Origin of the sequence: Marinomonas communis (assembly GCF_004363305.1) — a bacterium.
GTDB lineage: Bacteria > Pseudomonadota > Gammaproteobacteria > Pseudomonadales > Marinomonadaceae > Marinomonas > Marinomonas communis.
In genome coordinates this window covers 146,046-171,745 of record NZ_SNZA01000004.1, presented here as the reverse complement: position 1 = coordinate 171,745, position 25,700 = coordinate 146,046, and the positions used below count along the sequence as shown (strand labels likewise).

General features: G+C 42.3%; 21 protein-coding genes and 1 tRNA gene. 7 read left to right on the top strand and 15 right to left on the bottom strand.

The genetic code is table 11. The annotated features are described in order from the left end of the window. Window positions 1-297: 297 nt before the first annotated feature. The 6 genes from C8D85_RS12465 to C8D85_RS12435 form a co-directional block, all read right to left on the bottom strand. Window positions 298-3,486, bottom strand: a complete 3,189-nt coding sequence (locus tag C8D85_RS12465; protein ID WP_133563212.1) for a tyrosine-type recombinase/integrase — start codon at window positions 3,484-3,486, stop codon at window positions 298-300. Continuing rightward, on the bottom strand, window positions 3,464-6,058 hold the full coding sequence (locus tag C8D85_RS12460; protein WP_133563210.1) for a hypothetical protein: 2,595 nt from the start codon (window positions 6,056-6,058) through the stop codon (window positions 3,464-3,466). The genes C8D85_RS12465 and C8D85_RS12460 overlap by 23 nt, the downstream gene beginning before the upstream one ends. Then, window positions 6,051-6,833, bottom strand: a complete 783-nt coding sequence (locus C8D85_RS12455; protein ID WP_133563208.1) for a hypothetical protein — start codon at window positions 6,831-6,833, stop codon at window positions 6,051-6,053. The genes C8D85_RS12460 and C8D85_RS12455 overlap by 8 nt, the downstream gene beginning before the upstream one ends. Window positions 6,834-7,481: 648 nt before the next feature. Then, on the bottom strand, window positions 7,482-7,745 hold the full coding sequence (locus C8D85_RS12445; protein ID WP_133563206.1) for a hypothetical protein: 264 nt from the start codon (window positions 7,743-7,745) through the stop codon (window positions 7,482-7,484). Beyond that, window positions 7,738-8,949, bottom strand: a complete 1,212-nt coding sequence (locus tag C8D85_RS12440) for a site-specific integrase (protein WP_133563204.1) — start codon at window positions 8,947-8,949, stop codon at window positions 7,738-7,740. Before C8D85_RS12440 ends, C8D85_RS12445 begins: the two co-directional genes overlap by 8 nt. Before the next feature lie 10 nt (window positions 8,950-8,959). After that, window positions 8,960-9,175: a hypothetical protein gene (locus C8D85_RS12435; protein WP_133563202.1), complete on the bottom strand. Its 216-nt coding sequence runs from the start codon at window positions 9,173-9,175 to the stop codon at window positions 8,960-8,962. A gap of 127 nt (window positions 9,176-9,302) precedes the next feature. On the opposite strand from C8D85_RS12435, the gene C8D85_RS12430 reads away from it, so the two are divergent. Both C8D85_RS12430 and C8D85_RS12425 read left to right on the top strand, forming a co-directional pair. Continuing rightward, window positions 9,303-9,506 (top strand): helix-turn-helix domain-containing protein, encoded by a 204-nt coding sequence (locus C8D85_RS12430; RefSeq protein WP_133563200.1) that lies wholly within the window; start codon window positions 9,303-9,305, stop codon window positions 9,504-9,506. Between the two features lie 35 nt (window positions 9,507-9,541). Next, window positions 9,542-10,165 carry a sce7726 family protein gene (locus C8D85_RS12425; protein ID WP_133563198.1) on the top strand — a complete coding sequence of 208 codons (624 nt, stop codon included), beginning with the start codon at window positions 9,542-9,544 and terminating at the stop codon, window positions 10,163-10,165. Here C8D85_RS12425 and C8D85_RS12420 read toward each other — a convergent pair. The 4 genes from C8D85_RS12420 to C8D85_RS12405 all read right to left on the bottom strand — a co-directional run bounded on the left by C8D85_RS12420 (window position 10,148) and on the right by C8D85_RS12405 (window position 12,908). Then, entirely contained in the window at window positions 10,148-11,206 is a 1,059-nt protein-coding gene (locus C8D85_RS12420; protein ID WP_133563196.1) for a beta family protein, read from the bottom strand. The genes C8D85_RS12425 and C8D85_RS12420 overlap by 18 nt on opposite strands. After that, on the bottom strand, window positions 11,203-11,745 hold the full coding sequence (locus C8D85_RS12415; RefSeq protein WP_133563194.1) for an ImmA/IrrE family metallo-endopeptidase: 543 nt from the start codon (window positions 11,743-11,745) through the stop codon (window positions 11,203-11,205). Before C8D85_RS12415 ends, C8D85_RS12420 begins: the two co-directional genes overlap by 4 nt. Continuing rightward, window positions 11,732-12,364, bottom strand: coding sequence for a hypothetical protein (locus tag C8D85_RS12410; RefSeq protein WP_211342189.1), 633 nt, complete (start codon window positions 12,362-12,364; stop codon window positions 11,732-11,734). Before C8D85_RS12410 ends, C8D85_RS12415 begins: the two co-directional genes overlap by 14 nt. A gap of 467 nt (window positions 12,365-12,831) precedes the next feature. Then, window positions 12,832-12,908, bottom strand: a tRNA-Arg gene (locus C8D85_RS12405). A 270-nt stretch (window positions 12,909-13,178) separates the two neighbouring features. Between C8D85_RS12405 and C8D85_RS12400 the strand changes: the two genes are divergently transcribed. The 5 genes from C8D85_RS12400 (at window position 13,179) to aroQ (ending at window position 18,849) form a co-directional block, all read left to right on the top strand. Continuing rightward, on the top strand, window positions 13,179-13,790 hold the full coding sequence (locus C8D85_RS12400; RefSeq protein WP_133563190.1) for a methylamine utilization protein: 612 nt from the start codon (window positions 13,179-13,181) through the stop codon (window positions 13,788-13,790). Then, on the top strand, window positions 13,790-16,162 hold the full coding sequence (locus tag C8D85_RS12395) for a bifunctional diguanylate cyclase/phosphodiesterase (RefSeq protein ID WP_133563188.1): 2,373 nt from the start codon (window positions 13,790-13,792) through the stop codon (window positions 16,160-16,162). Before C8D85_RS12400 ends, C8D85_RS12395 begins: the two co-directional genes overlap by 1 nt. Before the next feature lie 125 nt (window positions 16,163-16,287). After that, a complete protein-coding gene (locus tag C8D85_RS12390; RefSeq protein WP_133563186.1) occupies window positions 16,288-16,950 on the top strand; it encodes a glutathione S-transferase family protein in 663 nt (220 codons plus the stop codon). 90 nt (window positions 16,951-17,040) lie between these two features. Then, the gene (locus C8D85_RS12385; protein ID WP_133563184.1) at window positions 17,041-18,261 is read left to right on the top strand and encodes an MFS transporter; all 1,221 of its coding nucleotides are present in this window, start codon (window positions 17,041-17,043) and stop codon (window positions 18,259-18,261) included. A gap of 138 nt (window positions 18,262-18,399) precedes the next feature. Then, window positions 18,400-18,849: a type II 3-dehydroquinate dehydratase gene (aroQ, locus tag C8D85_RS12380; RefSeq protein WP_133563182.1), complete on the top strand. Its 450-nt coding sequence runs from the start codon at window positions 18,400-18,402 to the stop codon at window positions 18,847-18,849. 50 nt (window positions 18,850-18,899) lie between these two features. On the opposite strand, the gene C8D85_RS12375 is transcribed toward aroQ, so the two are convergent. The 5 genes from C8D85_RS12375 to C8D85_RS12355 form a co-directional block, all read right to left on the bottom strand. Further along, complete coding sequence (locus C8D85_RS12375) at window positions 18,900-20,213, bottom strand: methyl-accepting chemotaxis protein (RefSeq protein ID WP_133563180.1); 1,314 nt, start codon at window positions 20,211-20,213, stop codon at window positions 18,900-18,902. Window positions 20,214-20,341: 128 nt separating this feature from the next. Next, window positions 20,342-21,283 carry an AEC family transporter gene (locus tag C8D85_RS12370; protein ID WP_133563178.1) on the bottom strand — a complete coding sequence of 314 codons (942 nt, stop codon included), beginning with the start codon at window positions 21,281-21,283 and terminating at the stop codon, window positions 20,342-20,344. Between the two features lie 15 nt (window positions 21,284-21,298). Continuing rightward, entirely contained in the window at window positions 21,299-22,237 is a 939-nt protein-coding gene (pcaQ, locus tag C8D85_RS12365) for a pca operon transcription factor PcaQ (RefSeq protein ID WP_133563176.1), read from the bottom strand. 204 nt (window positions 22,238-22,441) lie between these two features. Then, window positions 22,442-23,728: a Xaa-Pro dipeptidase gene (pepQ, locus tag C8D85_RS12360; protein ID WP_133563174.1), complete on the bottom strand. Its 1,287-nt coding sequence runs from the start codon at window positions 23,726-23,728 to the stop codon at window positions 22,442-22,444. A gap of 50 nt (window positions 23,729-23,778) precedes the next feature. Next, entirely contained in the window at window positions 23,779-25,695 is a 1,917-nt protein-coding gene (locus C8D85_RS12355) for a putative bifunctional diguanylate cyclase/phosphodiesterase (RefSeq protein ID WP_133563172.1), read from the bottom strand. Window positions 25,696-25,700 lie beyond the last annotated feature (5 nt).

The following is a 25,700-nucleotide window of genomic DNA, read 5'->3' as shown; positions in this document are numbered from 1 at the left end:
CTATTTTTCAGCTGTACTGTGCGGGCGCATAATGATAGTAATTGCCTAGACACAGGAAAGTTAGATTAAAAATGTTTAATCTAACTTTTTGGGGAGCATTAAGTTAGATTGATGGGCAGTGCAGTAATTGATCAGTTTGTAAACCAAGTTTGTTACTAAGACCAACTTGTTGAGCCTCAGCCCACGGCGATCCAATATGTAAATTCGCTTCAGTCATTAGATGGAGAATTGAAATAAGCCATATTGGGTGTACTTCAAACCTCCCTGGAGCATCTAGAGGAGCCACTCTTTTATTTCTCATTGGCTATGAAATAGTATATAGTTCATAGCCAATGCGTACCTAGCTCCCTCAATAGCTTTTCCCGTTCGTCGATTGACTAAATTTATTCCTAGCCATCCATGCTCACCAGCCTTAGTATCATTGCTTGCTATGGTGGTCTCAAATGACTCTTTTTTTGATATTCCTAACCCCATTCTCCAGTTTGGGATGCATTCTCTTATGATGTTGCTATGACTCTGGCCTTTTCCATGTAGTAGAGTGAATTTCAGGGCGACATTATCAGTTTTGAGTAAGGAGAGTACTTCGATTATAGGTTTTGCATCTTCAATACTTGTGAATCTCATTAAGTAATTTCGCTTTTGAGTATATTGCTGGAACCCGTTTAAAAGTATTTGTAGCTTCTCAGGCTGATGTTTACTCATCTCATCAAGCGATGTAAGCAGGCTAAGGTATGCTGCGCGATCTTGAACTGTTTTTCTGGGCTGTGCTGGTAGAGGAAGTGTTTCGCCGTTGTAAATTTCCAAATTGATCTTTTTAGCGCTCGACATACCGAACTTATGAGGATCTGTACCTAAAAGAGAATATAGGTTGTTCCGCCACGTCTCAATATCGGGCTTAGCTACCCCTGTACTATTTGATAGCTGCGTCAGCTTGTCTTCTTTATTGGGACTCTGTATTAGCTTGAAAAGAACCTTACGGCACTGGTCAAATTCTTTCTCAAGATTACTATTAGTAAGTTCAAGACTAAAGTTTCTGATTGCCTTTACGGGTGGTATTGATGCTGTTTTTAGGCCGCCATTAAGATACTTTTTACGAAGATTTTCTCTGTACTTATTTTTTCCAGACTCTAACCAGCGATAGATGGTGCAAATTGATTGGTCAGATGCTAGCGCGAGTTGTTCGCTGGTTGGCTTCAGCCTTTCTTCAATCAATTCACGGGCCATGTAATCTAGCAGATGGCTATAGTGTTCTAGTGTTGTTTCAGGGGAGGCATGCCCCATAAGCATTGACAGTGCATACAGACTCTTTTTAGTGGTGGTTAAAGTCCCAAATAGATGTTTCTTGAGCCCTTCGCTGTTTCTAATCCATTCCCGTGTTTGTGGATACGCCTCAAAAATGCTTAAAGAGGATTTGTCATTCAGCATTAGCTTCAGCAATAGTAGAGTCGCAAATGAATGTCGTAGATGGTGATAACGGAGGGAGTTATCTCTACAAACAGCTCGCATGACGCTATGGATGATTGGAAATACTGAATCGCCATCAATACATGGAGTATTGTTGCCAGTTAAATAAAAGAGGAATGGTGAGTTTGATTCTTTATGATGATAGGCATCTCTTCTCTTTTGCAGCCAAGACTTCAAAAATACGAGCTCATTTTCACCTAAGAACTGATCGAGTTTGAAAATTCTCTTTGCGTTGTTTGTTTTCAAAGTCCGATCTATGTGTGGTCTGATGAGTAAGTAAAGGTCGTCATCTCCTTGAATATCGTCCAACCTTAACTTGAGGCCCTCACTTCTCCTTAGACCACATCGATATCCGAGAATGAAAATTAAACGAACTATTATGTTGAGATCCGGCGCTAACTCAAGTTCAGAAATACCTTCAAGCGTGGTTAGGATGTGATGGTACTCATCAATAAGGATAATGTTGGCATCAACGGGGATTGGTGAGTTCTGTACACCGAATACTTCTCTAGAATCAATTTCATCAACGTAGTGCTCACGCTCTAGGTATGACTGAAATCGAGCTAGGATATTTGCTAGTTTTCGCTTTAAACTTTGAGAGCTAACGGTTCCTAATAAGTCCTCATATAAGTCCTCCAGTTCTTCTGCATTGTATAAAGTGACATCCCTCTCTTGAATAAGAGGGCAAAGGCGAGAACCAATGGAAGAAATCATGGTTTTTATCCGGCCTGGCCGCAGGTTTACGAAACTTGAACTTCCATTTTTTGATAGCGTTATCCCCCACATGATCACGAGCTTTTGGATGTGAGACATCTGTGAGTCTCTGCTACTCATCAGGGACTCTAGGCTCTCTGCTAACTGATCAGTGGAATGGTCATGAATAATCTCTCCTTTGATCCATGACCAATTTAGAGCTTGTGACTCCTCACTGATTTCAGAGTATGTGTTAGAACACGTCTCTTTAGTTGTGTAATTCAAATCTTGATCTGTTGGAGCCCAGTTGCTATCAAAAGTTGATTCAAGGTCTAGCCTAATCTGGTGCCCCGCTATTCGGCTCAGTGCTGATGATTTCAGTGAATGGCTGACTAATCCGCCTTGTGCATATCTGGTGATGAAAGGAGGAATATAAATATCGTAGCCAACAGCAATCATATCGAGGCACTTTTCAAACTGCTGTCTCTTTAGAGACAGTGATTTGCGAACATCCTTTGGTAGATCAGACAAGAGCGCTTGAACGAAAGATGAAACTTTTTGAGCCATATCTCTTTTGTTCCCAGTACTCTCGTCTAATACCCCAAGCTTTTTATTCAATAGAAGTGTTTCCGTCAAAAGATCGGGGTACCAAACCCTTGGTTCTGCGTAATAGTAGCCACTTAAGGTTAGATCTAGAGACCAAGCAGACTGGTTCCTTATGCTAATCGGCCCCTTTGGAGCATTTAAAATGAGTGCATATAACCCCTCAATGGATATTAATCCTCCATAGAGAGCTGCTGACAGCACAACTTGGCCTCTGACGACTTCTTCAGAGCAGTTTCCTGATTTCAGTGATTCTGTTAGTGCAGCTTCTAGTTGAGAATATTTCGAAATGTAATGTTTAAATACGTTGGGAGTTAAACGGCCTGGCTCACGATCAAGCTTTTGCACCAAGGCTGGAAGTGGCGTTTCTGGCGTCATTTCTTCAATATTCTTTAAATGGATAACCAGTCCGCGTAGCATTTTTGAAACTTCGACTTTGTCGTCAATCAAAGCTTCATGCGCATTTATAAATCTGATCAGCAAGTTTGATGAATTAAACTTAGGTTGTCTATGCTGCCTAGGTTGTCGCTTGACCTTCGGGTAACCGTCTTTGATAAGCTTCGATTCGCGACTTTCATCAGAAGACAACCAGATCATAAGGTGCATGAAATATATGTGCTGAGTTTCATCTAAGGTGGTTTCAAAATCTTGAAATATGCCTAATCTTTTAGGCGAAAGATTAGATAAAGCCTTTGAATATTGATCATGGATCGATATATCGGACATAGTTCAATCCCTCAACTACTTCGAACCCAAGCACTTGTAAAAGCTGATCTATATAAGGCGACACAGCTTCAATCAGTTCAAATGGCGAGCATGAAGAAAACTTGCCCCAAGGCTCTTGTCCCATTCCCCAATGGCCCATAAAGGCGTTGATAAGCTCGCCACTCACTTTTTGCTCCATTAGATACGTTCTGATCAGGCGACGATTACTATTTAGTGGAAGCTGGAAAAACTTTTCTTGTAGAGCAAAGCTGATACTGGGCTTGATTTCTGTTGGGTGCCCATGATCATCTAGATAGAAAAACTCAGGAACTTGAGCATCATAATTCAAGTTCATTGCTTGAAAGTAGGAGTTGGTTTTGAGTTGTTCCACATGCCTTTTATAGAGATCTAACTGAGCGCTTACTCGTCTCGGTAGAATACAAAGTCTGGAGTTATAAAAGTCTTCACCGTCTTTATCTGAAATGACTACGGTTCCAGAGCGCGAATCAAATGTATCAAGGCTAATCATCGGTGAGCAAATTGCTCTTACTCCTGTTCCGTATGCAAACATTTGTGCAGTGTAATATGTGATCAAATTATGTAACTCATGAACTTTAGCAGATGCTCGATAGCGGCTAATCTCACCTTTAGTACATCTCACCATTTTTAATACAGAATCGTAGGAAGGGCAGAGTGGGGATACAGCATGCGTCGTATCATTAGCGTCATTTTCTGGAGCGTCTTGAATGGTGCTTGGTAACGGAATTGCCTTACAAAGGTCTTGCCAGACTTTTTGACGAACATGCTCTAATAACGATGGAGATGGTGCGCTGTAATGTAAAAGTGTTTTACCAAGTGGCACATACTGCCCGGTTGTTAGTATAGATAAGGCAACATCGCCTGTTTGATGAGTAATGTGTATGGGAAGAAAATTGGCAATTTTATGCTCGTTTAGTCTGTTCCCACTGGGAAGTTTTTTTAGAAGACTGTTTAGCATTGGGCGATAATCTTTTAGTCGCTTCTTAAATATTCTTCCTTTTTCTGCACTCTTCAGCTGTTCTGAATGTTGCTTTTCTAAGCACTCAGCAATTCCAAATTCATCAGGTATTTTGAAGTAAGGTTGGACTTGCCGGCATTGTTCAAGAATGGAATCCGTTAGCGTTTTTTTGCGCTCAACCGTAGATATCTTGAGAAGCCACTTCCGTTGGTTGTCTTCTAATATGGAGGTTAATTTGGCTTTGGTTGACACGTTGTCGTTTGTCCATCTTGTACGGAGCACTACATCACTCAAAGAGCAGCCACTGTATAGCATTAGCAGTGCAATGGGGGCTGCATAGGTTACCCTGTCGTCGTCATGGCTTATTGGGCTTCGGATAATATCCATGCATAAAGCAACTAGCTGAGCTATTTCTGTATTTGTTGCTGTTGAGTATTGGAATGATAAGTGTTGATTGCTTCGAATTATCTGAGATAACTGACGTTTACTGAGAATGTTACTGTTAGTCGGAGTAGGGTCATCAACACTGATCAGTTCATCATAATCACCTTGCTCATCGTCTTCTAAGTCTGCGTATTTCAACTCCTCAAACGGCATAAGAGAGTTGAGTTTTTTCAACTTGAATGTGGTAATTGACGTTGAGGTTCTTTTATTCTTGTCTGAAAAATAGCTACTCTCATTGTCATCAATCAGCATATCTTCGCTAATAATACCCGAGTGATAACGATAATAGCCTCCGTGCCAGCCAGATGCTTTTCGATTATAGGGTTTGGCTTTGTTTCTAGAGCCTGAATGTTTGCTGCTTTTGCGTAGTAGCTGGAAAGAGGTCCATTTCGAGATTAATGGACTTAACTGTTTTCGATATTCAGGACGCTCTTCAGTAACTGAGTCATTTCTCGATGATGTGATTTCAAGGCACCAATGATAAATCACTATTTCACCACTGAAGTAGTCTAGCTCTTCACCATCAATGGTGTTATCAGAAAACTGTCTAATGTAACAGCTGGCACTTGAGGCAGAGCTATTTAGGTGTGTGATACATTTCGCTTGATCATTCACATAGTCAAAAAGATGTTGATGAGTATTGCAAACAGATACATATGCTGAGATAGCGATGAGCTGTAACGCACTTAAAGCCAGCTCATAGCTTTCATCCTCAGATGAGGTCACGAGCATAGAGTAAATAGGGTAGGTTCCCCATTGTTGTGCCATTGGGTGTGGTTTTTCGTTACTTTTAAATACAACGTCAAACCAAATATATGCACCGGACATTCTAGCCAGATCAATGTTGTCTAGCATAAATTCTGCAAACAGCCTTACATCTCTAAGATCGGTACCTAGTTCGGCTTCTAATAAAGAGATGTCATCGCAATCTGCCATCAGGTTTTCGCAGCTATTGAGCATGTTTTCCATCGCAAGATCGATTGCTCTGAGGTGAGGAGGGATAAGCAATTTGTGGCAGAATGATAGTATGAACTGGCGGGACCGTTTGGCGCTCATGCTATCGATGGTTAAATTGCGAATCTTCATTCCTTGTAAGAAGCGATGCAGGGGAGAGTTATAGAATTCAATTAATGGCGCTTTTTCTCTAGGCATCGTATGAGTCCTTTTTTAAGGTGCGTTCATCAATGCCTAAATGCGCGGCAATCTGTTTTTCTGAGTGATGGCTGTTATAAAACGAATTCTTGTATAGATAATTGAAAGCGGATTTTGCGCAACTTAAAAATGGCTGGTATTGCCTTTTGTTCAGACCAAGAGCAAAGGGGAGCGTCAAAAGCTCAACCATGATGAGTCGCTCAAGAGGCATGCCCATTTTGCCTGTGTACCATCGCACAGGCACTTTCTTACTGCTTTTAATATGGCTTGATGCTAGGAGATAAGAGTGGATCCCTGAAACGCATACATTCTTGTTTTTCTCTTGAACTAGTGTAATAGGGAGCACTCTTAAGAAGTCCATCACTTCATCACTGGATAATGGAATTAAATCTCGGCTTAAGCCCGAGGTTTTTCTCATGGCCTGCCGAACTTTTGTATGTAGACCTGTTATCTCTGAAAGCGCTAGTTCATCAGGTAAAGGCTTGACGTTACATTTCGAGCAATCATGAATAGGTGTATCTAGGTGGTTTGGCGTTGGGGAGGCTGCTCCCTCCCCAAGAAACTGATTGAGTTGGACTCCTGTTGGGATATCAACAACTACTTTACCATCGCTGCTTTTTAACTTAGAACTTACTAAGTCAAGCTCAATGATAGAGCCCGAATTAAAGAGTATTTTACCAAAAGCCTCCAGTTGACTGATATATACGCTATATCCAGAAATACCAGATGGTATATTGATGAAGTTTTTACCTACCTCGACTTTAATTTCAATCATATAACTACCCTTATAAATAAATGGTAATGTTGAAGTGGTGTCGTATTAATAAAACATTATTGTTTTTGGTTTTCAAACTTTTTATTTTTTGCCTTAATTGAGTTAATTGAGTTAATTGAGTTAATTGAGTTAATTGAGTTAATTGAGTTAATTGAGTTAATTGAGTTAATTGAGTTAATTGAGTTAATTGAGTTAATTGAGTTAATTGAGTTAATTGAGTTAATTGAGTTAATTGAGTTAATTGAGTTAATTGAGTTAATTGAGTTAATTGAGTTAATTGAGTTAATTGAGTTAATTGAGTTAATTGAGTTAATTGAGTTAATTGAGTTAATTGAGTTAATTGAGTTAATTGAGTTAATTGAGTTAATTGAGTTAATTGAGTTAATTGAGTTAATTGAGTTAATTGAGTTAATTGAGTTAATTGAGTTAATTGAGTTAATTGAGTTAATTGAGTTAATTGAGTTAATTGAGTTAATTGAGTTAATTGGGTTAATTGAGTTAATTGAGTTAATTGAGTTAATTGAGTTAATTGGGTTAATTGGGTTAATTGGGTTAATTGGGTTAATTACTGATGGCTTCTTTGAACCATCAGTTTTTTGGATAAAAGTCAGAGATGCCTTCTTTGATGAGCATCTTTATAATGTAGGGTTAGCTCCAGTCTTCTCCCTGCAGGAAACCTGGAATATTTCCGACGAAAGTGCGCCTTAAAGCCTCATAGTCCGAAAAATGATCATAATTAGTTGAGAATCGCTGTTGTACCCACAGTTCTACAGATTCGAAGTTTGAAAAGGTTGGGGATATGTTAAGCAATGAGGCGAGTCCATCTCCATCACGAATATGAAGATCGTTTATTAGCATTTTCGCCACAATTTTAACTTTGGGTGTCACCCAGATATTTGATGAATCAGTCATTCTTAATGCCTCCTGCCTGTTCGTCATCCATAGCAGCTGTGTATTCAGATTTCAAAAGGCGTTCGAAGGCTGAGCCATCTCGTCGAGTGAGGTTCGGCACGTAGCGTGAGTAAACACGAAATAGCATCTCTGTCGTTGTATGACCCATTTGACGAGCAATCCATTCAGGGTTTTCACCAGAAGCTAACCATAACGTCGCAGCGGTATGTCGCGTTTGATAAGGACGTCGAGACTTGAGACCAAGGAGTCTGAGCAGCGGATGCCAAACGCGTTTTGTAACCGTATCGTGCCTTAGTGGTAAACCGTCTGCACTATAGAAAACAAGTTCTTTAGATCCTGTTATTTTGTACTGGGCTTGAAGGGCATCGAATACCGGCTGTGACATTTGTATATCTCGCTGTGAGCCATCGGTCTTGGTGTAAGTAAACTCGTTGTTTACCCAAGTCTCACGGACGAGAATAAGGCGTTTTTCGAAGTCTACGTATTGCCATTTCAAGCCATCTATTTCGCCTGTTCGCATCCCTGTAAAAAAACGTGTGACAAAATAAGGTCTGAAATCTTGTCTCACATTGCTGATGATGAGATTAACTTCTTCAAGAGAAAAAGGCTCAATATCTGACTTGTTAACTTTCAAGGATTTGATTCCTTTCCACGGCGATGTAAACTCGTATCGATCAGCGGCTTCATTCAAGATCATTCTTAAAGGCGTCATAATTTTATTAACCGATGCTGGTTTAAGAGGGCTGTTTTTTCGCTTCGGATCTTTGGCGAGAGTTGAGCGAAAATTCAATACGTCAGCTTTAGTGATGCTGCTGATCTCTTCATTCCCAAAATGGTCTAGTAGATACGCTGTCATAACGGCTCGGACAGTTTTTGTGTATGAAGAGCGCCACTCGATAGTCTTCTCTGAAAACCATAGCTCAGCGAACTCTGCAAAAGTCGGTGTTGTTTGATTTGCTTTTGCATGATGCTGGATAGCAAGATCCGTATTGGCCTTAAGCATTTCTCCCTTTTTGCTTTTGGGGAAATACTCCCAGTACTTGAATGTACCTAGAGTGATTTCAGCCTCAATCCGGTCGAGGATTTGTTTAACACGTTTTCGGTTAGCAGGTGTATCAGGAAGTTTCGTTTGCTCTCGATACCGTTCGCCGTTGTAGCGAAAATCCATTTGCAGTTTGCCTGCTCTGACGTTGATCGTTCCCATATTCTTCTCCTTATTGAAGGCCAGTCATAAGAGTTTGAATGGCAGGAGCCTTGAACATGTCTTCTTCAATTTGCTCCCAAATATAAAGGATCTTTCTTCCGCCAAAAGGACGAAAATAATGAATGCCTTCAATGAGAACTGTGTCCTTCAGCTTGCGGCGAATAGTCTTAGCGTCATACTTTATGCGACCAGAAAGCTCTTCGGTTGTGAGGTATGTTTGTGACATAATACTTCTCCTATAAGTTAAAAAGTATTTCAGAAGATATATTTGATCTTCTGTAGATCATTATGACCTCAAAATAATCTTTTGCAAGTCTTTTTGGTCTACAGGAGGTCATTTTGAGGTTTTAAAGATGATTAAGTGTCACTTATCAAAGCTCATGGGTGAGAAAAAACTGAAGATTTCAGATGTTGCAAAAGACACGGGAATCAATAGAGGGACTATTACTCGCCTGTATCATGAGACTGCTGTTCGAGTTGAGTTTGATGTGTTAGAGCAGCTTTGCGTCTATTTAGGATGTGAAATAGGAGAATTGCTTGAGTTAGATGTTGATTAATAGATAGCTGGTAAATTATTTAATAAGTACTAAGAATGAATGAACTTGAAATCAAGAAGAAGCTGATTAGAAGCTTTATTGAAAATTCACCCGAAAGTATATTTGGCGCTGAAGTGACCTTTCAATTTGGTGCTCGAAGAGCTGATGTCGTTTTATATGAACATGAAACCCTGACTGCGTATGAAATTAAAGGTGCTGGTGACAGCATGGCGCGTTTGAATTATCAAGTCGAAAGCTACGTGAAGTTTTTTGACTATTGCTATATTGTTTGTGAGCCAAGTAATTTAGCCGCTGTTCGAGTTAGTGTGCCACGCAGTGTAGGAATTGTGCTGGTTACTGAAAGTGGAATAAAGTACATTAGAAAGTCAAATCTTTTTAAGAGGTTAGATAAGTTATCACTTGCAAGCGTATTGAGTATACAAATGCTTAAATCACTGATTAAGGTGAAAATTCGATCAAAGTCGAAATTCGATTTATGTCAACAAGCATCAAAGCAATGTTCATTGGAGGAGTTAAAACTAGCCTCAAGGGAAAGTTTTTTAAAACGTTATAAGAGTGCATCAATTTTGATGAAGAAAGAGGCAAGTAATGAACTTCATTCAGAAGATATTTTAACTATCACAAAACTTGCCTCTACACATCTAAAGCGTCGGTTTTAGTCGTAGGTTTAACCTTGTTTTTAGGTAATAGTTCATCCTGACGGAGATCCAAAAAGCAGGGCTAATACCTGTTGGGTCATTCTGAGAAGCTAATTCTATCTCTTTATCTGCCCATGTATTTAGCGGGGTATATGAAGAAGTATCTAAAATAGTTTGTTTGGCACATTTTACGTAACCGCCATGATCTCTTCTAAATCGTTTGTATGTAAATGTATTGCCATCCAGTGAAGCAACATCTATACGAGGGACAAATGTTCCGCCTTTCATTTCGATTTGCTCGGTGTTTATAGATACATAGTCTCCATATTTTATAGGAAACTTTCTTCTTACATCATTAAAAATTTCTTCTTCATAAATATCAAAAGAACCATCGCTGTCATGCCCACCCTCTTGAGCAACACTAGATGGGAAGCTTGTGCATAACATAACAACTTCTTTGATCTTAGCTGCATTATTAATAGATTCACAAGTCTCTAGAAACTGCTCAGATACTTTTGCCTTATCTATATTTCGTATATATCCTGCATCAAGAAGAACATAAAGCTTACAGCCATCTTGCAGGTTTTTCATTATTGGGGACAAGTAGTAATCGATATCTTCACTTAAATCATAAGGAAGTCGAACAGCAAGATACTCTTTCTTGCTTGAAGCAATTTTTACAAACTCTTCGACGTCAGAAAACCCCTCGTTATCCTCGTGGATATGGATCACAGGTATAATGTTTAGAGAAGAGTGTAAATCTAGGATAAAGTATTGCCATTCTCTAAAGCCATGAGACTCAGACAGCAGTTGCTGAATTTGAGGATTCATATACCTTTCATCTGTACTCAGATCTAGAATGAAGGGCCTATCTTTTTGGATGTTTTTTATTCTCTCCATACGTCTGTATATATCCCCATCAGGGGCTTTAGAAGTTACCCTTGATTTTGTCAGTTCATATATTGGAAGAATATTATCAAAGTCCTCTGGATGTATATTATCAAAACATCTCAACTCGGCATCTCTGGTTTTTATGAGCGGGAAGTAAACGAAATCACTCATAGATTATGTCCTTCATAGCCTAAGGATTTAGCTCGAATGCGGACAGCGTGTGAGGATACTTTGAAGTGCATGGCAATACTTTCAACAGTTGAAGATACATTTTCAATATAATATTCAAAATCTTCGGAAGGCATTAATAGTGTAGCTGCAAATGAGTTTGCTTCTGCTTCCATCCAATTTGAATCACCGTTTCTAAAAAATGTTGCATCCTCAAATGTATCGCTGTTGGCTGCATGTCTCACTCTATGAGCAATTTCATGAGCAATTGTGAAGCGTTGGCGATGGGGATGATGCAGAGAGTTAACTGTCATGATCCAATCCCCTGTTTTTTTATCTTTCTTTAAACTACCGGACTCTTCACCTTGCATTGGTTGGTAGCGAACTTGTATACCTAGAAGAATTGCTAACTCAGAAATATTAATTGGATTCGTCTCAAGCCCTTTTTTTGATGCAAATGCGATCAAATCCTCTGGCGTAGATAATTCCTCAAAGTCGCTTGATACTTGAACTCGTTTCTCTGATTTTCTAACGAACGCCATTATTATTCCCTTTCTTTTGAATATTTAAATCGCTACCTTCAGATTCTGAAGAGTCAAGATTTGATAAATACTCAGAAATGACTCTAATCTGTTGACGTAGTTCGATATTTCTTTTATCCAGAATTGATACTTGATTAAGAACATCTTCAATGTTTTGCAATCTCCCTACTGCAGAGTTGAAATCATTTTGGGCTTCTTCTAACATTAGTTTAGCTTCTTCATGGACTTTAAGTTGGAGCATGTTGTTGAATGTACTACTTTCCATGAATTTTTTTGTTGTTTCTTCTGCTTTCTCTTCTGATGTGCTTTTAATATATATTACAGATATTGCGGCTATCAGTGCATTTATTGCTATGAGAAACGTAATTAATGTCTGATAAAATGAAGTTTGGAAAGACCAAATATCTTCTAAACTTACTAGGGTTCCATCCTTTACAAGCCTGCCAATCATATACATTGTACGTGAGTTGTTAAGGTTATCTGCATTTTTTAGTGTTACCGCGTCTGCATAGCCTAGGTAGCTAAGAAGAGATGGAGATGGGAGGTAAACTAACAGAGCGATTATCAGTATACAAAATACTGTTGCTGTAAGGATACAAATATACGTAATAGTCTTCATGCTATTAACTTTGCAGTCCTTTGGCATATAGAATAATCCTTTCTAAAAGTTTAAATTTAAATGCTTGTATTGAACAGTACGTATGGCTGCTATCAGCTCTTTCATATGCTTTTAAAATATAACATATTAGTCGAGTGTATTCTAAATACTAATTTTAATCCTTGATGGCTTAAAGCCTAGTTAAGCATATAGCATGACTGATTTTGTTAGTATTTTACTAGGATCAATACCCCCACTCTTCTTGAAAGGCAAGGGTACAGATGTTTAGAGGCCAGATACTTAGTTTTAGGTGTATAGACACCAAATAGTCACTTTTTGGTCACAAGTGAAAGATAGGGCAAGAGTGACTAAAAAAAGCAAAGGCCTCTGTAATAGGTTTGGATTTGGTCCGTCAAATGTTGATTACAGAGAAAAATGACAATCAATGAATCTAAAGAGTTCTTTATCTCATTGATTTTATTGGGAAATGGTACACCCGAAAGGATTTGAACCTTCGACCTCACCCTCCGGAGGGGTGCGCTCTATCCAGCTGAGCTACGGGTGCATTGCTAAAAATTGTCTTGTTCTCTCCGGATTTTTTTAAATGCAGTCCTTCGCCTCCGGAGGGCGACGCTCTATCCAGCTGAGCTACGGGCGCATCATGTAGGCGGCGCATTATAAGTGGTTGTCAGCTCTGACTCAAGGAGGATGCTATGGATTGCGAGAATTCTTATGTCTGTTTGAGATTTAATTAGTAGTAGGCTCTCTTTTTGGCTTAAAAAGAATTCATTCAATGGGTAAAATGACCTTACTTTCAGTCCGGGGATCAAACATCATGTTGAAGTGCTCATCGTATTTGGCCGTTAGCTTTGCGTTGGCTTGGCCTTGTGTATCGTTTGCGCAGATTGATTTCAAAGTGGTCGATGAACAGGGGCAGCCGTTAAATGAAGCGGTGGTGTTTGTTAAGTCTCCTGCGCTTCAGGCCAAGTCTCAGCCGTTGGCTAATGTAGAGATGGCTCAGGCTGATCGTCAGTTTATCCCCGGCGTTCAAGTCGTTACCTTAAACACTTCAATGACTTTTCCTAACCAAGATGATGTTCGCCATCATGTATATTCTTTCTCCCCTGCAAAAGTCTTCGAACTAGAGCTCTATACTGGTACACCTGATACACCAGTGGTGTTTGATGAAGTGGGCATAGTTGAGTTAGGTTGTAATATTCATGACAGCATGTTGGCTTGGGTGTTAGTCAACGATACGCCTGTTTTTGCTAAGACAAATGATACAGGGGCGGTTGTATTTAACGATCTAATGCCTAGTGCTTATACACTTGAAGTGTGGCACAAGAACTTCCCATATGGTGCACCTTATGAGGCGTTCACAGTGACAGCAGAGGAACTGAAGTCGACGCACACATTACAACTTAAGACCAAAGGAGTGTCTTTTTAATGTCGTCCCTACCGCGCTGGATGCATGTTCGGTTGTCTGTTCGCTTTATTTTGATGACATTACTGCTGTTGGTATTGATTCAGACCGTTGGCTTTTGGATTGTACAAGGAGCAGTCGAGCGCTATGTCAGAGAAGACATTCAACATTCCATTTCTGTCTCGGAACGGGTCTGGAATAAATTAATCATTCAAAATCATCAGCAGTTAGAAGAGGGCGCCGAATTGTTGGCGTCCGATTTTGGTTTCCGCTCTGCTGTCGCTTCCCAAGATGAAAATACCATTGCTTCCGCTCTGGTGAACAGTTCTCATCGAATTGGGGCATCGGTCGCGATTTTGGTAGATCAGCAATGGCATCTGAAAGCCTCCTCGAAAGATGACATGATGCAATCGAACAAATTAGCTGCTTTGATTGATGACTTGGCAAAAGCTCGTCAAGAGAAAGGCGAAGAGGCTTATATTACGGCTCTCTATAGTGGTGTGCCGACACAATTTGTTGTCGTGCCAGTTCGGGCTCCGAGGCTGCTAGGCTATGTCATCATGGGGTTCGCCATTGAGCGTGACATGGTGGCTGAGGCGCGTGATTTGTCAGGTATCGATGTGGTTTTGATGTCGAACAACAAAGAGTCAGATGTAAACGTCTTAGCCAGCTCAGAGCGATTAGAACAGCACTTTTTACAAGACATTCCAGGTCAGTTCTTCTTAGAAAATTTAGCGCTTGATATGCGTGTGGCAGAAGATACCTATGTCAGCGTCATTCACGGTCAGCAAGTCATTGGTGGCTTTTTAAGCTTGGCGTTTATGAAATCTCTAGAAGAAGCGGGCACTCAGTTTGATGAACTGTTTCATCAATACCTAGTCATTACTCTGATTGGTTTGGTTGTTTTTGCTGTTGCTGTTACTTGGCTGTCCCGCCGCGTGGCTCGTCCCTTGGAGCGTTTGACAGATGCCACTGGTGCACTAGAACAAGGGAATTATGATGTCGAAGTTAGCGGTGTTCGTCGAACCGATGAGGTTGGCGAGTTGGCGCGGAGCTTTGATGGCATGCGCAGTAGTATTAAGCAGCAACAAGAAACCATCACCAAACTGGCATACAACGATGCCTTAACAGGGTTGCCGAACCGTCTGAGCTTTCGCAGCAAAGTGGCACAAATGATTCAGTCTGGTGAATATGATGCCTTGAGTGTGATCACCATTAACTTAGATCGCTTCAAGCAGATCAATGATGTTCTAGGTTATGAAATGGGGGATGAAATTCTTAAGGCCACGGCAACTCGACTGTTGGGGGAAAGTTGTTCAGGGCATGAGAAGCTAGCACGTGTCAGTGGTGACGAATTCTCGGTGCTGGTGTTGCCAAATGAAGACTCCGCAAGCCATGTGGCTAGCTCTTTATTAGCTCGACTGAATCAACCATTAGAAATTGATAATAACCTAATCGACCTCAGTGCCAGCATCGGTATTGCTACATGGCCATTGGATGCTTCTGGGTGTGATGATTTGATCAATGCATCTCAGGTTGCGATGTATACAGCGAAACGACGCAGTGAAGACATTGTTGTCTATAAGAGCGACTTTGTGACGTCGACACCAGAGAGCTTGAGCTTATTATCAGAATTGCGCCGAGCGGTAACAAACAATGAGCTTCGAGTTTACCTTCAGCCGAAGGTGTCTACAGCCAATCATAAGGTAGTGGCTGCTGAAGCCTTAGTACGTTGGCAGCATCCTGAAAAAGGTTTAGTACCACCTTATAAATTTGTGCCCTTTGCAGAGCAAACAGGGTTTATACGTGAAATTACCAAATGGATGATTAGTGCGCTGGCGGAGCAATGGCAGGCTTTACAGCAAGAAAATCGGCTATTTAGAGTCTCTGTGAATTTGTCGACGCGTGACTTGTTATCGCCGTCTTTCCCTGATTATGTTCGACAAACGCTGGATACTTTTGATGTGCCAACGTCGGGCGTGTGCTTAGAAATCACAGAGAGCGCCATCATGGATGATCCGGCTTTTGCGGAACAAACCTTAGCCAAGCTTTCGAATATGGGTTTTCGTCTGTCGATCGATGACTTTGGAACTGGCTACTCTTCGTTAGGCTATCTGAAACGGCTTCCAGTCAATGAATTAAAAGTGGACCAGTCTTTCGTATTCGGCATGATGGATGATGCTAATGATCGAACCATTGTGCAATCTACCATTGATCTGGCCCATAACTTGGGACTGGATGTGGTCGCAGAAGGTGTAGAAACCGCAGAAATGTATCAAGTATTAGGAGAGCTTGGCTGTGAAGAAGCACAGGGTTACTTCATAGGTAAGCCGATGCCAATTGAAGCGTTTTTAACTTGGCGAGAACAGTGGCAAGAAGAGCACATTGAAGCTTAATTCTGGGATCAGAATGTACTATTTTAAAAGCGCTGCCTAACATGAAGGGAGCGCTTTTTTAATGTCTAATACAATCCGTTCATCTTCACTCATCGTATTCACTGAGAAGTACAAGGAGAAGATCAATGTTGCTACTACACCATTTGGAAAACTCGAGGTCACAGCGAATTGCGTGGGCCCTTGAAGTGCTAAAACTCGAATACGAAGTTAAGGTTTATCAAAGAACCTCTGGAAATACCGCACCAGAATCTCTCAAGCGTGTACACCCACTTGGTCATGCACCCGTTTTACAAGATGAAGAGCTGACGATTGCCGAGTCTGGCGCCATTCTGGAGTTTTTGGCGGATGAGTACGATACGAGCAATCAGTTAAGGCCAGTAGATAAAATCGCCCTAAGGAAATATCGCTACTGGCTTCACTTTGCCGAAGGCTCTTTTATGCCGCTGCTAGTCATGATGCTCGTGTTTCGCAAGATTCCAACTCAGCCGATGCCTTTCTTTGTGAAGCCAATAGCAAAATCCCTTTGTAATAAAGTAATTGATAGCTTCATCATGCCGCGTTTAGAAGATGTGCTCGCATTGGTAGAAAAGCACCTTCAGGCAAATGAATGGTTTGCTGGCGAGGCTAGGAGTGCTGCTGACATGCAAATGAGTTTCCCCTTATTAGCGATGCGATCCGTTTCGGCAATGGATCAATATCCAAGTATTGAGCGCTGGCTTCAGACGATTCGTAAAGATTCGGATTACCAACACGCGGTGGAGCGAGTAGGAGAGTTTAAAGCGTTTTAGAACAAAATTGCGCTTCTGCTACGCGGCTATTGTGATGGAACAAGAATTGGCGTAACGTCAGATTTTGCTTATTTCGCACAAGGATTGACCGTGTCACAGCCTGTTAAACTTCTCAGCATTGCCGTCGCATTTGCCTGCGTCCTACTGGCGCTCAACTTTGGTTTACGTTCATCAATGGGCTTTTTTATGGCCCCGATCTCTGATGAATTTGGCTATGGTCGAGAAGTGTTTGCCATGTCTTTGGCTCTACAGAATTTATGGTGGGGGCTAACACAGCCGATTGCAGGGGCAATCTCGGACCGATTTGGTACCTTAAAAACAGTTTTGGCCGGCACGGTGCTGTATGCTCTTGGATTGTATGTCACAGCGAATGCCAGTGGGGCGGCTGAACTGCATATAGGTTCTGGTTTCCTGATGGGAATGGGGATTGCTGCGACAGGTTTTGGCGTTGTGTTACCTGCGATGGCACGTATGGTCGCTCCAGAAAAGCGAGCGTTTGCTTTAGGGTTAGGTAGTGCGGCGGGCTCGGCAGGACAGTTGTTGGTTGTGCCAGTTGCTCAGTCATTCTTATCAGCATATGGCTGGAGTTCGGCGTTATTATTACTGGCGGCCTGTGCCCTGTTAATGGTTGTGTGTGCTTTACCTTTAGCGCGTGATGGGGCGACTAGCAATAACACTGAAAGCAATTCTGGGCAAACCGCTAAACAAGCGTTACAAGAAGCGGGCGCTTACTCTCATTATTGGCTGTTGGTGGCAGGCTTTTTTGTCTGTGGCTTCCAATTGGCGTTTATTACCGTACACATGCCAGCGTTTTTATCGGATAAAGGCTTCGAGCCAGATGTTGCGGTGATGAGCTTGGCACTCATTGGTTTGTTTAATATCTTCGGTTGTTTGATCTCTGGCTCTTGGTCGGGTAAGTACTCTAAAAAAACATTATTAGCCTATATCTATGGCATACGAGCCATTGTGATCGCCGTTTTTATGCTTTACCCGATGACAGCTGGCAGTGTTTATGTGTTTGCTATCGCGACTGGTCTACTGTGGTTGGCGACAGTGCCGCCAACGTCTGGCCTTGTGGGGCAAATGTTTGGCCTTAAGCATATGGGTATGCTGTATGGCATCGTCTTCTTAAGTCACCAAGTGGGATCCTTCTGTGGCGTGTGGTTAGGTGGCTACCTGTACGATACAACCGGCTCCTATGATGTTGTCTGGTGGGCCGCTTCTGCCATCGCCATGGTGACAGCCATCATTCATTTATTCATCGATGAGCGACCTGTTGCGCGCTTGCGCTCGGAGACGTCATTGGCTTGATACTTAATTATTGAGCCAATTTTTAAGTAAAAAAAATCATATGAAAAATGAACGGCATCGTTCAGGTAAGTGATATATTTACCGCCTATTTTACAATCGATGCACTGCGTCATAGTGCAATGTTATTTGGGAGTAAGTATGTCTACCATCATGGTACTAAACGGGCCAAACCTTAACTTGCTAGGGCAGCGAGAGCCACAAACCTACGGACATGAGACGTTAGCTGATGTTGAGGCAATGTGTCAGGAAGAAGCGGCTAAGCACGGTTTTAAAGTGGACTTTCGCCAGTCAAATCATGAAGGTGCGCTGGTAGATGCTATCCATGAAGCTGGTCAATTGATCAAAGCGGGTAAAATGTTAGGTGTTGTGTTTAACCCTGGTGCATACACTCACACGTCGATTGCCTTGCATGATGCGATTAAAGGCGCCGAAGTTCCTGTGGTAGAAGTGCATATTTCTAATGTTCATGCACGAGAAGCATTCCGCCATCACTCATACATTTCGCCTTGTGCGGTTGGAATTGTCATCGGCATGGGTGTTCAGGGTTATGTTTTGGGCATGCAAGGCCTGATTAAAAAGCTTTCTTAAAACATGTCTCTGCAGCGTTAGTGACTTCTAACGCTGCAGAGCTTTAGGCTTTAATGTTTCTCAGCGCGTGCGACCAATTCGCCAATGCTTTTATAGGCTTCATTAGCACCTTGTAAAATGTCGTCGATGATCGTTGACGCTTCATTAATGAGTTGCTCATTTTTCGCGACCTGCTCAGTCACTTGTCCCATGCTGTTGCGCACTTCACCAACTAACTGATTATTTTTATTTACCATGGTGCTGATTTCATCTGTTGATGAACTGGTTCGAGCCGCCAATGTGCGAACCTCATCTGCTACCACAGCGAACCCTCGACCATTTTCACCCGCTCGGGCCGCCTCAATGGCTGCGTTCAAGGCAAGTAAATTAGTTTGTTCCGCAATGGCACCAATGGTTGTAACAATCTTGCTGATCTCTTCTGACTGGTGATTAAGGTCTTCCACCAAGCTTTCAGAGCGATTAACTTGCTCAATAATAACATTAGAGCTTTCAACGGACTGGCGGAGTAACTTAGAGCCGTGGGCTGAGTTTTCAGCGGTTTTTTCCGTTGACTGATGAGCAAGTCCAGCGGCATTTTGCACAGAAAGCTGGCATTCCATTCTTTCAGTGACATTCGATGCAACTTTCACAATACGGATAACATTGCCTTGTAAATCGTAAACCGGGTTATAGGTCGCTTCGATCCATACATTATTGCCGTCTCGATCTTTGCGAAGAAATAGCCCTGATTTTGTTTGTCCAGAAGCAAGCTCCTGCCAAAAATGAGGGTGCTCTTGATAAAACTCATCATGGCAAAACATACGATGGTGCTTACCTTGTATGTCTCGAACAGAGTTATAGCCAAGGGTATCGATAAAGTTTTTATTAGCCGTGATGATGGTCCCATCCGGTTGAAACTCAATGGTCGCATTAGAACGATCGATAGCGTTGAGTAAGGCGTCTTGAGCTTGAGTACGAATTTTCTCAGCGGTTATGTCTGTGGCAATCTTAAAGACTTTAACAACTTGACCATTTTGTTTCACTGGGAAATAGGTGGCTTCTAGCCACAAATTGCTGCCATCTTTTCTTTGTCTTAAAAACTGACCTTTGTGACTTTCGCCTTGGGCAAGCTTATTCCAGAAGGACGCGTATTCAATGGAATCAACTTCTTGTTGATGACAAAACATACGGTGGTGTTGTCCTTTGATTTCGTCAAGAGAGTAACCAACAGCATTCAAAAAAAGATCGTTCGCATCCATGATAACCCCATCTGGAGAAAAGGTTATGGTGGCGCAAAATTCCTTTAGCGAATTGATTAAATCGGCATTGTCATCCTGTACAAAGCTTGTGGTGGTTTCCTTTTTAGAAGGGCTAAATCCGAACATTTCAGATCTCCTCAAGCGTTTGGTTATGTCTAATATTAGACTACTCCTTGGCGAGCGAGGTGATAGTAATGAATTGTTTCAAATGTGGCTGTTTTATGTACCAAGTTGTAGCGCTATGTGATGACTCGCTAATTAGAGGTGACCAAGGTTAGTAATAAAGACAGTGTGACAAACGATAGCAGAGTGGTGATCAAGAGCGTGCTGGCACAAAATGATCGATAGCCATATTGGCTGCCTATAATCGGATAGATGCTCATCATAGGGACTGCAGCTAGGATGATTGCGCCCATTTGCAGGTGCGGATCAATTCCTGGTATTAGCCACATGAAAATCGCCATACAAAGAGGGTGAATTAAAAGCTTACCCAGAGCGATGGCACTGATATCAGCAACATTTCCTTTAATATTGGTGCCTACCAGTGAACCACCCAGTACCATTAGAGCGAGTGTGGCAGAAGCTCCAGACAGCATTACCAGGACGCGATCAGCAACAGCGGGTAAGGCTAGATGAAATTGTGAGAAGAACATGCCGCCGATAACAGCGATAACTAGAGGGTTCTTAGCCAGTCGTTTCAGTGTGTCTAATAAGGTTCTCCCTAAACTCATTCCCTGGTCTTTAGCGGAAAAGTAGCTTAGTAGAGCGAAGACAACAGGGAGGACAACGGCGTTTTCCCCAATAAGGGTCATGGCAAATGCAGTGGTTGGTGGATCATCAAAAACCAACAGCATGACCGGATAGCCAAAGAATCCTGAGTTGGAACAGGCCATGCCCGCTCCTTTCAGGGAAGCGGCAAGAGATGAGTTCTTAAGTACGTACAGCGCGAACAACAAGCCAATGGTTAACGACATCAATGATGCCAAGCTAAAGGCGATCAAGTATTCAGGAATGAAGACGTCACTTGGGTCCATCTTAGCAAGCGTACTGAAAATTAGAGCGGGGAGTGTAAAGTACATGACCAATTTAGCCATGCCCGCAATGCTTTCATCGCTTACCAGCTGTGTTCGAACAGCGGTATAGCCCAACCCCATCAAGATAAAGATGGGGGCGGTAGTGAGCAGCATCTGTAACATATTCGCTGCTCTGACTTAGTGAGCTGGGTTGTAGTAGCTATCTAGCTTAGCAGCGGTTTCTGTTACCGCTTTGCTAAATAGTTGCAGTGCCATGGAGGCATTGGTGTCTGCTCTAACACTTAAACCGACGGCACTGAGCGTTTCTTTTGTATTGACAGGGAGTTCTGCTAATTCTCCGTCTGCGATCTCTCGGGCAACAACACCACGGGAAATAATCCATATAGCATCCGTATGACGGATAAACTCCTTTCCAAACGAGTCAGACACTGTATCAATACGATCGCGAATATTGCTCACACCTTCAGCTAGTAGAAAACGATCAACCGTTGGGCCAGTGATGGATTCTTCAGGCGGATAAAGCACGGTAAAGCCTGTGATTTCATTGAGCTGGAAGTCTTCTTTATCCAGCAGGGGATGACCTGGGCGAACAGCAAATACGACTTGCTCAGAATAAAGATGTTGAAATGAGATGCCTGCCATAGCTTCTGGAACCCCCATACGCCCGACAACTAGATCTAGTTCGCCCACACGTAGTTGGCTCATGAGAAGGGAGTTTGGCCCAGAGACAAGGTGTAATCGAACGTCCACATTATTGGCGCGAAAACGCTTCACCGCTTCTGGAAGGACACTGGTAGCGACGGTAGGCAATACGCCAATGCTCAGCTTTTGTTGACCCGTTACTAGAGCTTGATTGACCCGCTCGGCACCTTCTCGCAATGCCGCTACACTGGTGCTGGCATGCTCTAAAAATAAATTGCCGTAATGAGTTAGTTCAATGCCTTTCTTGCTACGCTCAAGTAATCGTACTCCGAGAATCTCTTCAAGCTCTTTGAGTTTTTTAGAGACAGCGGGCTGAGTTAAAGAGAGGACGTCGGCCGCTCGGACAACGCTGCCTTGACGGATGACTTCTAAAAAACATTCTAGATGGCGATATTTTATACGGTTTTCCATCATAGTTGATTTCTCCATAACCCAGTTATTTTGATGGTGTGTATTACAGCGCTGTTTGAGAGTATTGAAAAGTAAAATATACGACTTTTGATATGTTTTTTTTAGGAAAGCTATAAAAAATATAGAAATAAGCCCTTTTTAATCATAAAAATGCGATTTCAAGGGCTTATATAACTATCGATGAAGTGTCATATATCGAAAATGGTATTAATTGAGTTTCGAAAATGCTTCACGGGTTAGGTTCCTGGGTGTCTCTGTGTGGATGACAATATTGTCTTCTATACGAATACCACCGTAGGGAAGTAGAGACTCAATTTTCTCCATGTCGCATCCGTGCTGAGGTTGTTCGGCACGCATTTTGTCCAACAGCATGGGAATAAAATACAGCCCAGGCTCGATGGTAATGACCATATTTTCTTGCAATGGGCGTGTTAGTCGAAGGAAAGGGCTTTCCTTAGGGGAGTCGACAATATCGCCTTTTGCTGAGTGTTGCTTACCGCCCACATCGTGTACCTGTAATCCCAATAAGTGCCCTAAGCCATGAGGGAAGAAGTACTGCGGGATATGTTTAATCAACTGCTCTTCCACGCTTAGGCGGCAAATACCATGTTGATTAAGGAGACGAGCGACCCCTGCCAGTGTTTGATAATGCAACTCGACAAATGAAGTCCCAGTCACCGCCTGACTGACAATATGTTGCTCCAACGTATCCATGCCTTCGACCAAGGCTGCAAAGTCATCATTTAATAAAGTTGTTGTTCGAGTGATATCACTGGCATAACCATGATGACTAGCACCTGCATCGACTAATAATGTTAATGGGCGAAATGGTCTTTGGCGTGACTTTTGTTCGTAATGCAGAACTGCCGCGTGTTCATTAATTCCAACAATATTAGGGTAAGGCGTTTCCGATGCGTCTTGTTGTGTAGCAGCCAAGTAGGCTAAATGTACTTCAAACTCACTGGCTCCCTGGCTGAAAGCTTGTTGTGCCGCATGATGTCCAAGTGTGGCAATACGCGTGGCTTCTTCGAGGCAGGCAATTTCGTAGGGCGTTTTAATCGCTCTATCGAATGCTAACCAAGTGTAGAGCGATTCATGTTGAGTGTATTCGGGTAACGAGGCTGGTCCGAGGTATGCCACCTTATTAGGCAGGCTACTGGTCCAAGCATTGCTGTCAGCTGGGGTAATCAGCCAATGATGTTGCCATTCACCTTCAGGAATAGCGTTGAGCATATGCCAGAAGTCTTGTTTAGCTGGCCAGATCAGTTCCGGTTTGTCACGTTTGATGACGACATAGCTGCCCGCAGGTAAATCAAAAGGAAACCACTGCTGAGCAAAGGAGAATGCTTTAAATGGGTGGCTATTATCGTCTTTAAAGTAATAGCTAAGTGTTCCTGCTGCGATGACGATCGCATCAAGTTTAAATTCGTCGAGGGCCACTCGATAGCGGCGTAGTAGAGTTTCTAAATGACGTGCGTATAAAGCGTTTTCCATGGTCTCTCCACTCATTCAAAAGGTTTGGCTTTTTGAGCATCGTTATTGGTTTAGACGGCAGGAAGTGATCGGGTAAATTTCAACATTGCCGTAAACTTATCTTCTGGTATTGGCGGTGAGTAATAGTATCCCTGCCCATAATGACAGCCTAAAGAGTCCAGCAGCTTAGCCTGAGCCGTATTTTCAACGCCTTCTGCAACGACTGTACAACCAAAGGCTTTGGCAAGATTTAATGCTGTTTGGACAATGGATAGGTGACTGTCGTTCTTATCCATATCGCACACAAAAGCGCGATCTATTTTGATGGTATCAACGTTTAAGCTACTAATATACGCCAGAGAGCTCATTCCTGTACCAAAGTCGTCAATGGATAACTTCACACCGATTTCTTTAAAGCCATTAAGACTCTTCGAAATGGTTTGCAGATGTAAGCTTGTGGCGGTTTCTGTCAGCTCGATTTCCAGCATTTCCGGAGCAATGTTAAAGTTCTGTAGCAATGACTCAGTAAACGAAACGATATCAGGATCCAGTAAGTTATAAGGAGAGAGGTTCACCGCAACTGGAACGGCAATCCCTTTGGTTTGCCACTGATCAATCTGTCGAATAGCGGTGCGAATTACATAACGACCGAACTCTCTCACTTTTCCGCTTTGCTCAATAAGAGATATGAACATGAGTGGAGGGACGACACCGTCTTGTGGATGGTGCCAACGAGCTAAGGCTTCAGCAGAGAGGATTTGACCTGTATTTAGGTCTACCTTAGGTTGATAGTAAAGTTTAAATTGCTGCTCCCGTAAGGCGTCAGCGAGCTCACTGCGGTAGCGTAAAGTCTGCTGGCCATCTTGCTCCAATTGCTTAGACGGATCGAATATTGACCACTCACTTCTGTGTTTACGTGCTTCATTAAGTGCGATGTCCGTTTGAATAATCAGTGATTCAATATCGTTATCATGTATTGGGGCTAAAGCAACGCCTATTGTAATACTAAGATGTATGGGTAGCTGATCGATTAAAAACGGTTCGTTAAGTGTTGCTGTAAGAGTTCCCACTAGCTCAGTCGCTTGAATCTCATCGTAGTGAGGTGCCCAAATTAAAAACTCGTCGCCGTTAGAGCGGATAAGCTGTTGTTCAGGCGCTAATGCTTGGTGAAGACGGTGGGAGAATACCACCAGCAGTTTATCGCCATTACGATGACCTAGAGTTTCGTTGACCTCTTTAAATTTATCGATATTGATAAGCAGTAATGCACCCACCAGAGGCTGCTCGGTATTCTTTTGGTCTCGTTCGATTAGATCGACTAGATAAAGGCGGTTAGGGAGCCCTGTTAAATTATCATGGGTAGCCAACTTCCTAAGCGCTTCATTTTTATCTTCTACGCGTTTTGCTATCCAAGAGGAAAGCGTTAACGCCAACCACACAGCAATCCAAAACACGATAAGAGAGCTGATGGATAAGCGCTTAATGATGTGCGCTCGTGCTTGATCAATGCTATGAGAAGACGTAATAAGAATTAAGCTGATGTCATCATTGGCCTGTTTGGTCCAAAGGAAGTAGTTGCCATCAATGCTGAGGAAGCCTGAGCGTAAAGCGCTTGTTGGTAGAGCTTCAACTTCGCTCAATACTTGCATGAGCGTTGCTTGAGGCATGAATTGATTCAATTCCCAAGCACCTGAGGCATCGCGCACATTTAGAAATAGGGCTTCAGGCTTGAGTTCGCTCGATTGCATTAGAGAAATCAGCTCGTTTACGCGTTCTTGCGCTTCGTCACCTTCTTCTTCCACTTCCGCTAATAAAAACAGTGCTCTTTTTTCAAGGTAGCGAATCTCAGTATCAACACCCAAGTCATTACTCAGACGATAGGCGACGACACCATAAATAACCGACACGACAAAGGCGACGATTAAGCAAATAAGGATCAGCTTACGTCTTAGGTGTTTATCGAGTTGCAGTTCAAAAAGTGTCGTCATCGGTT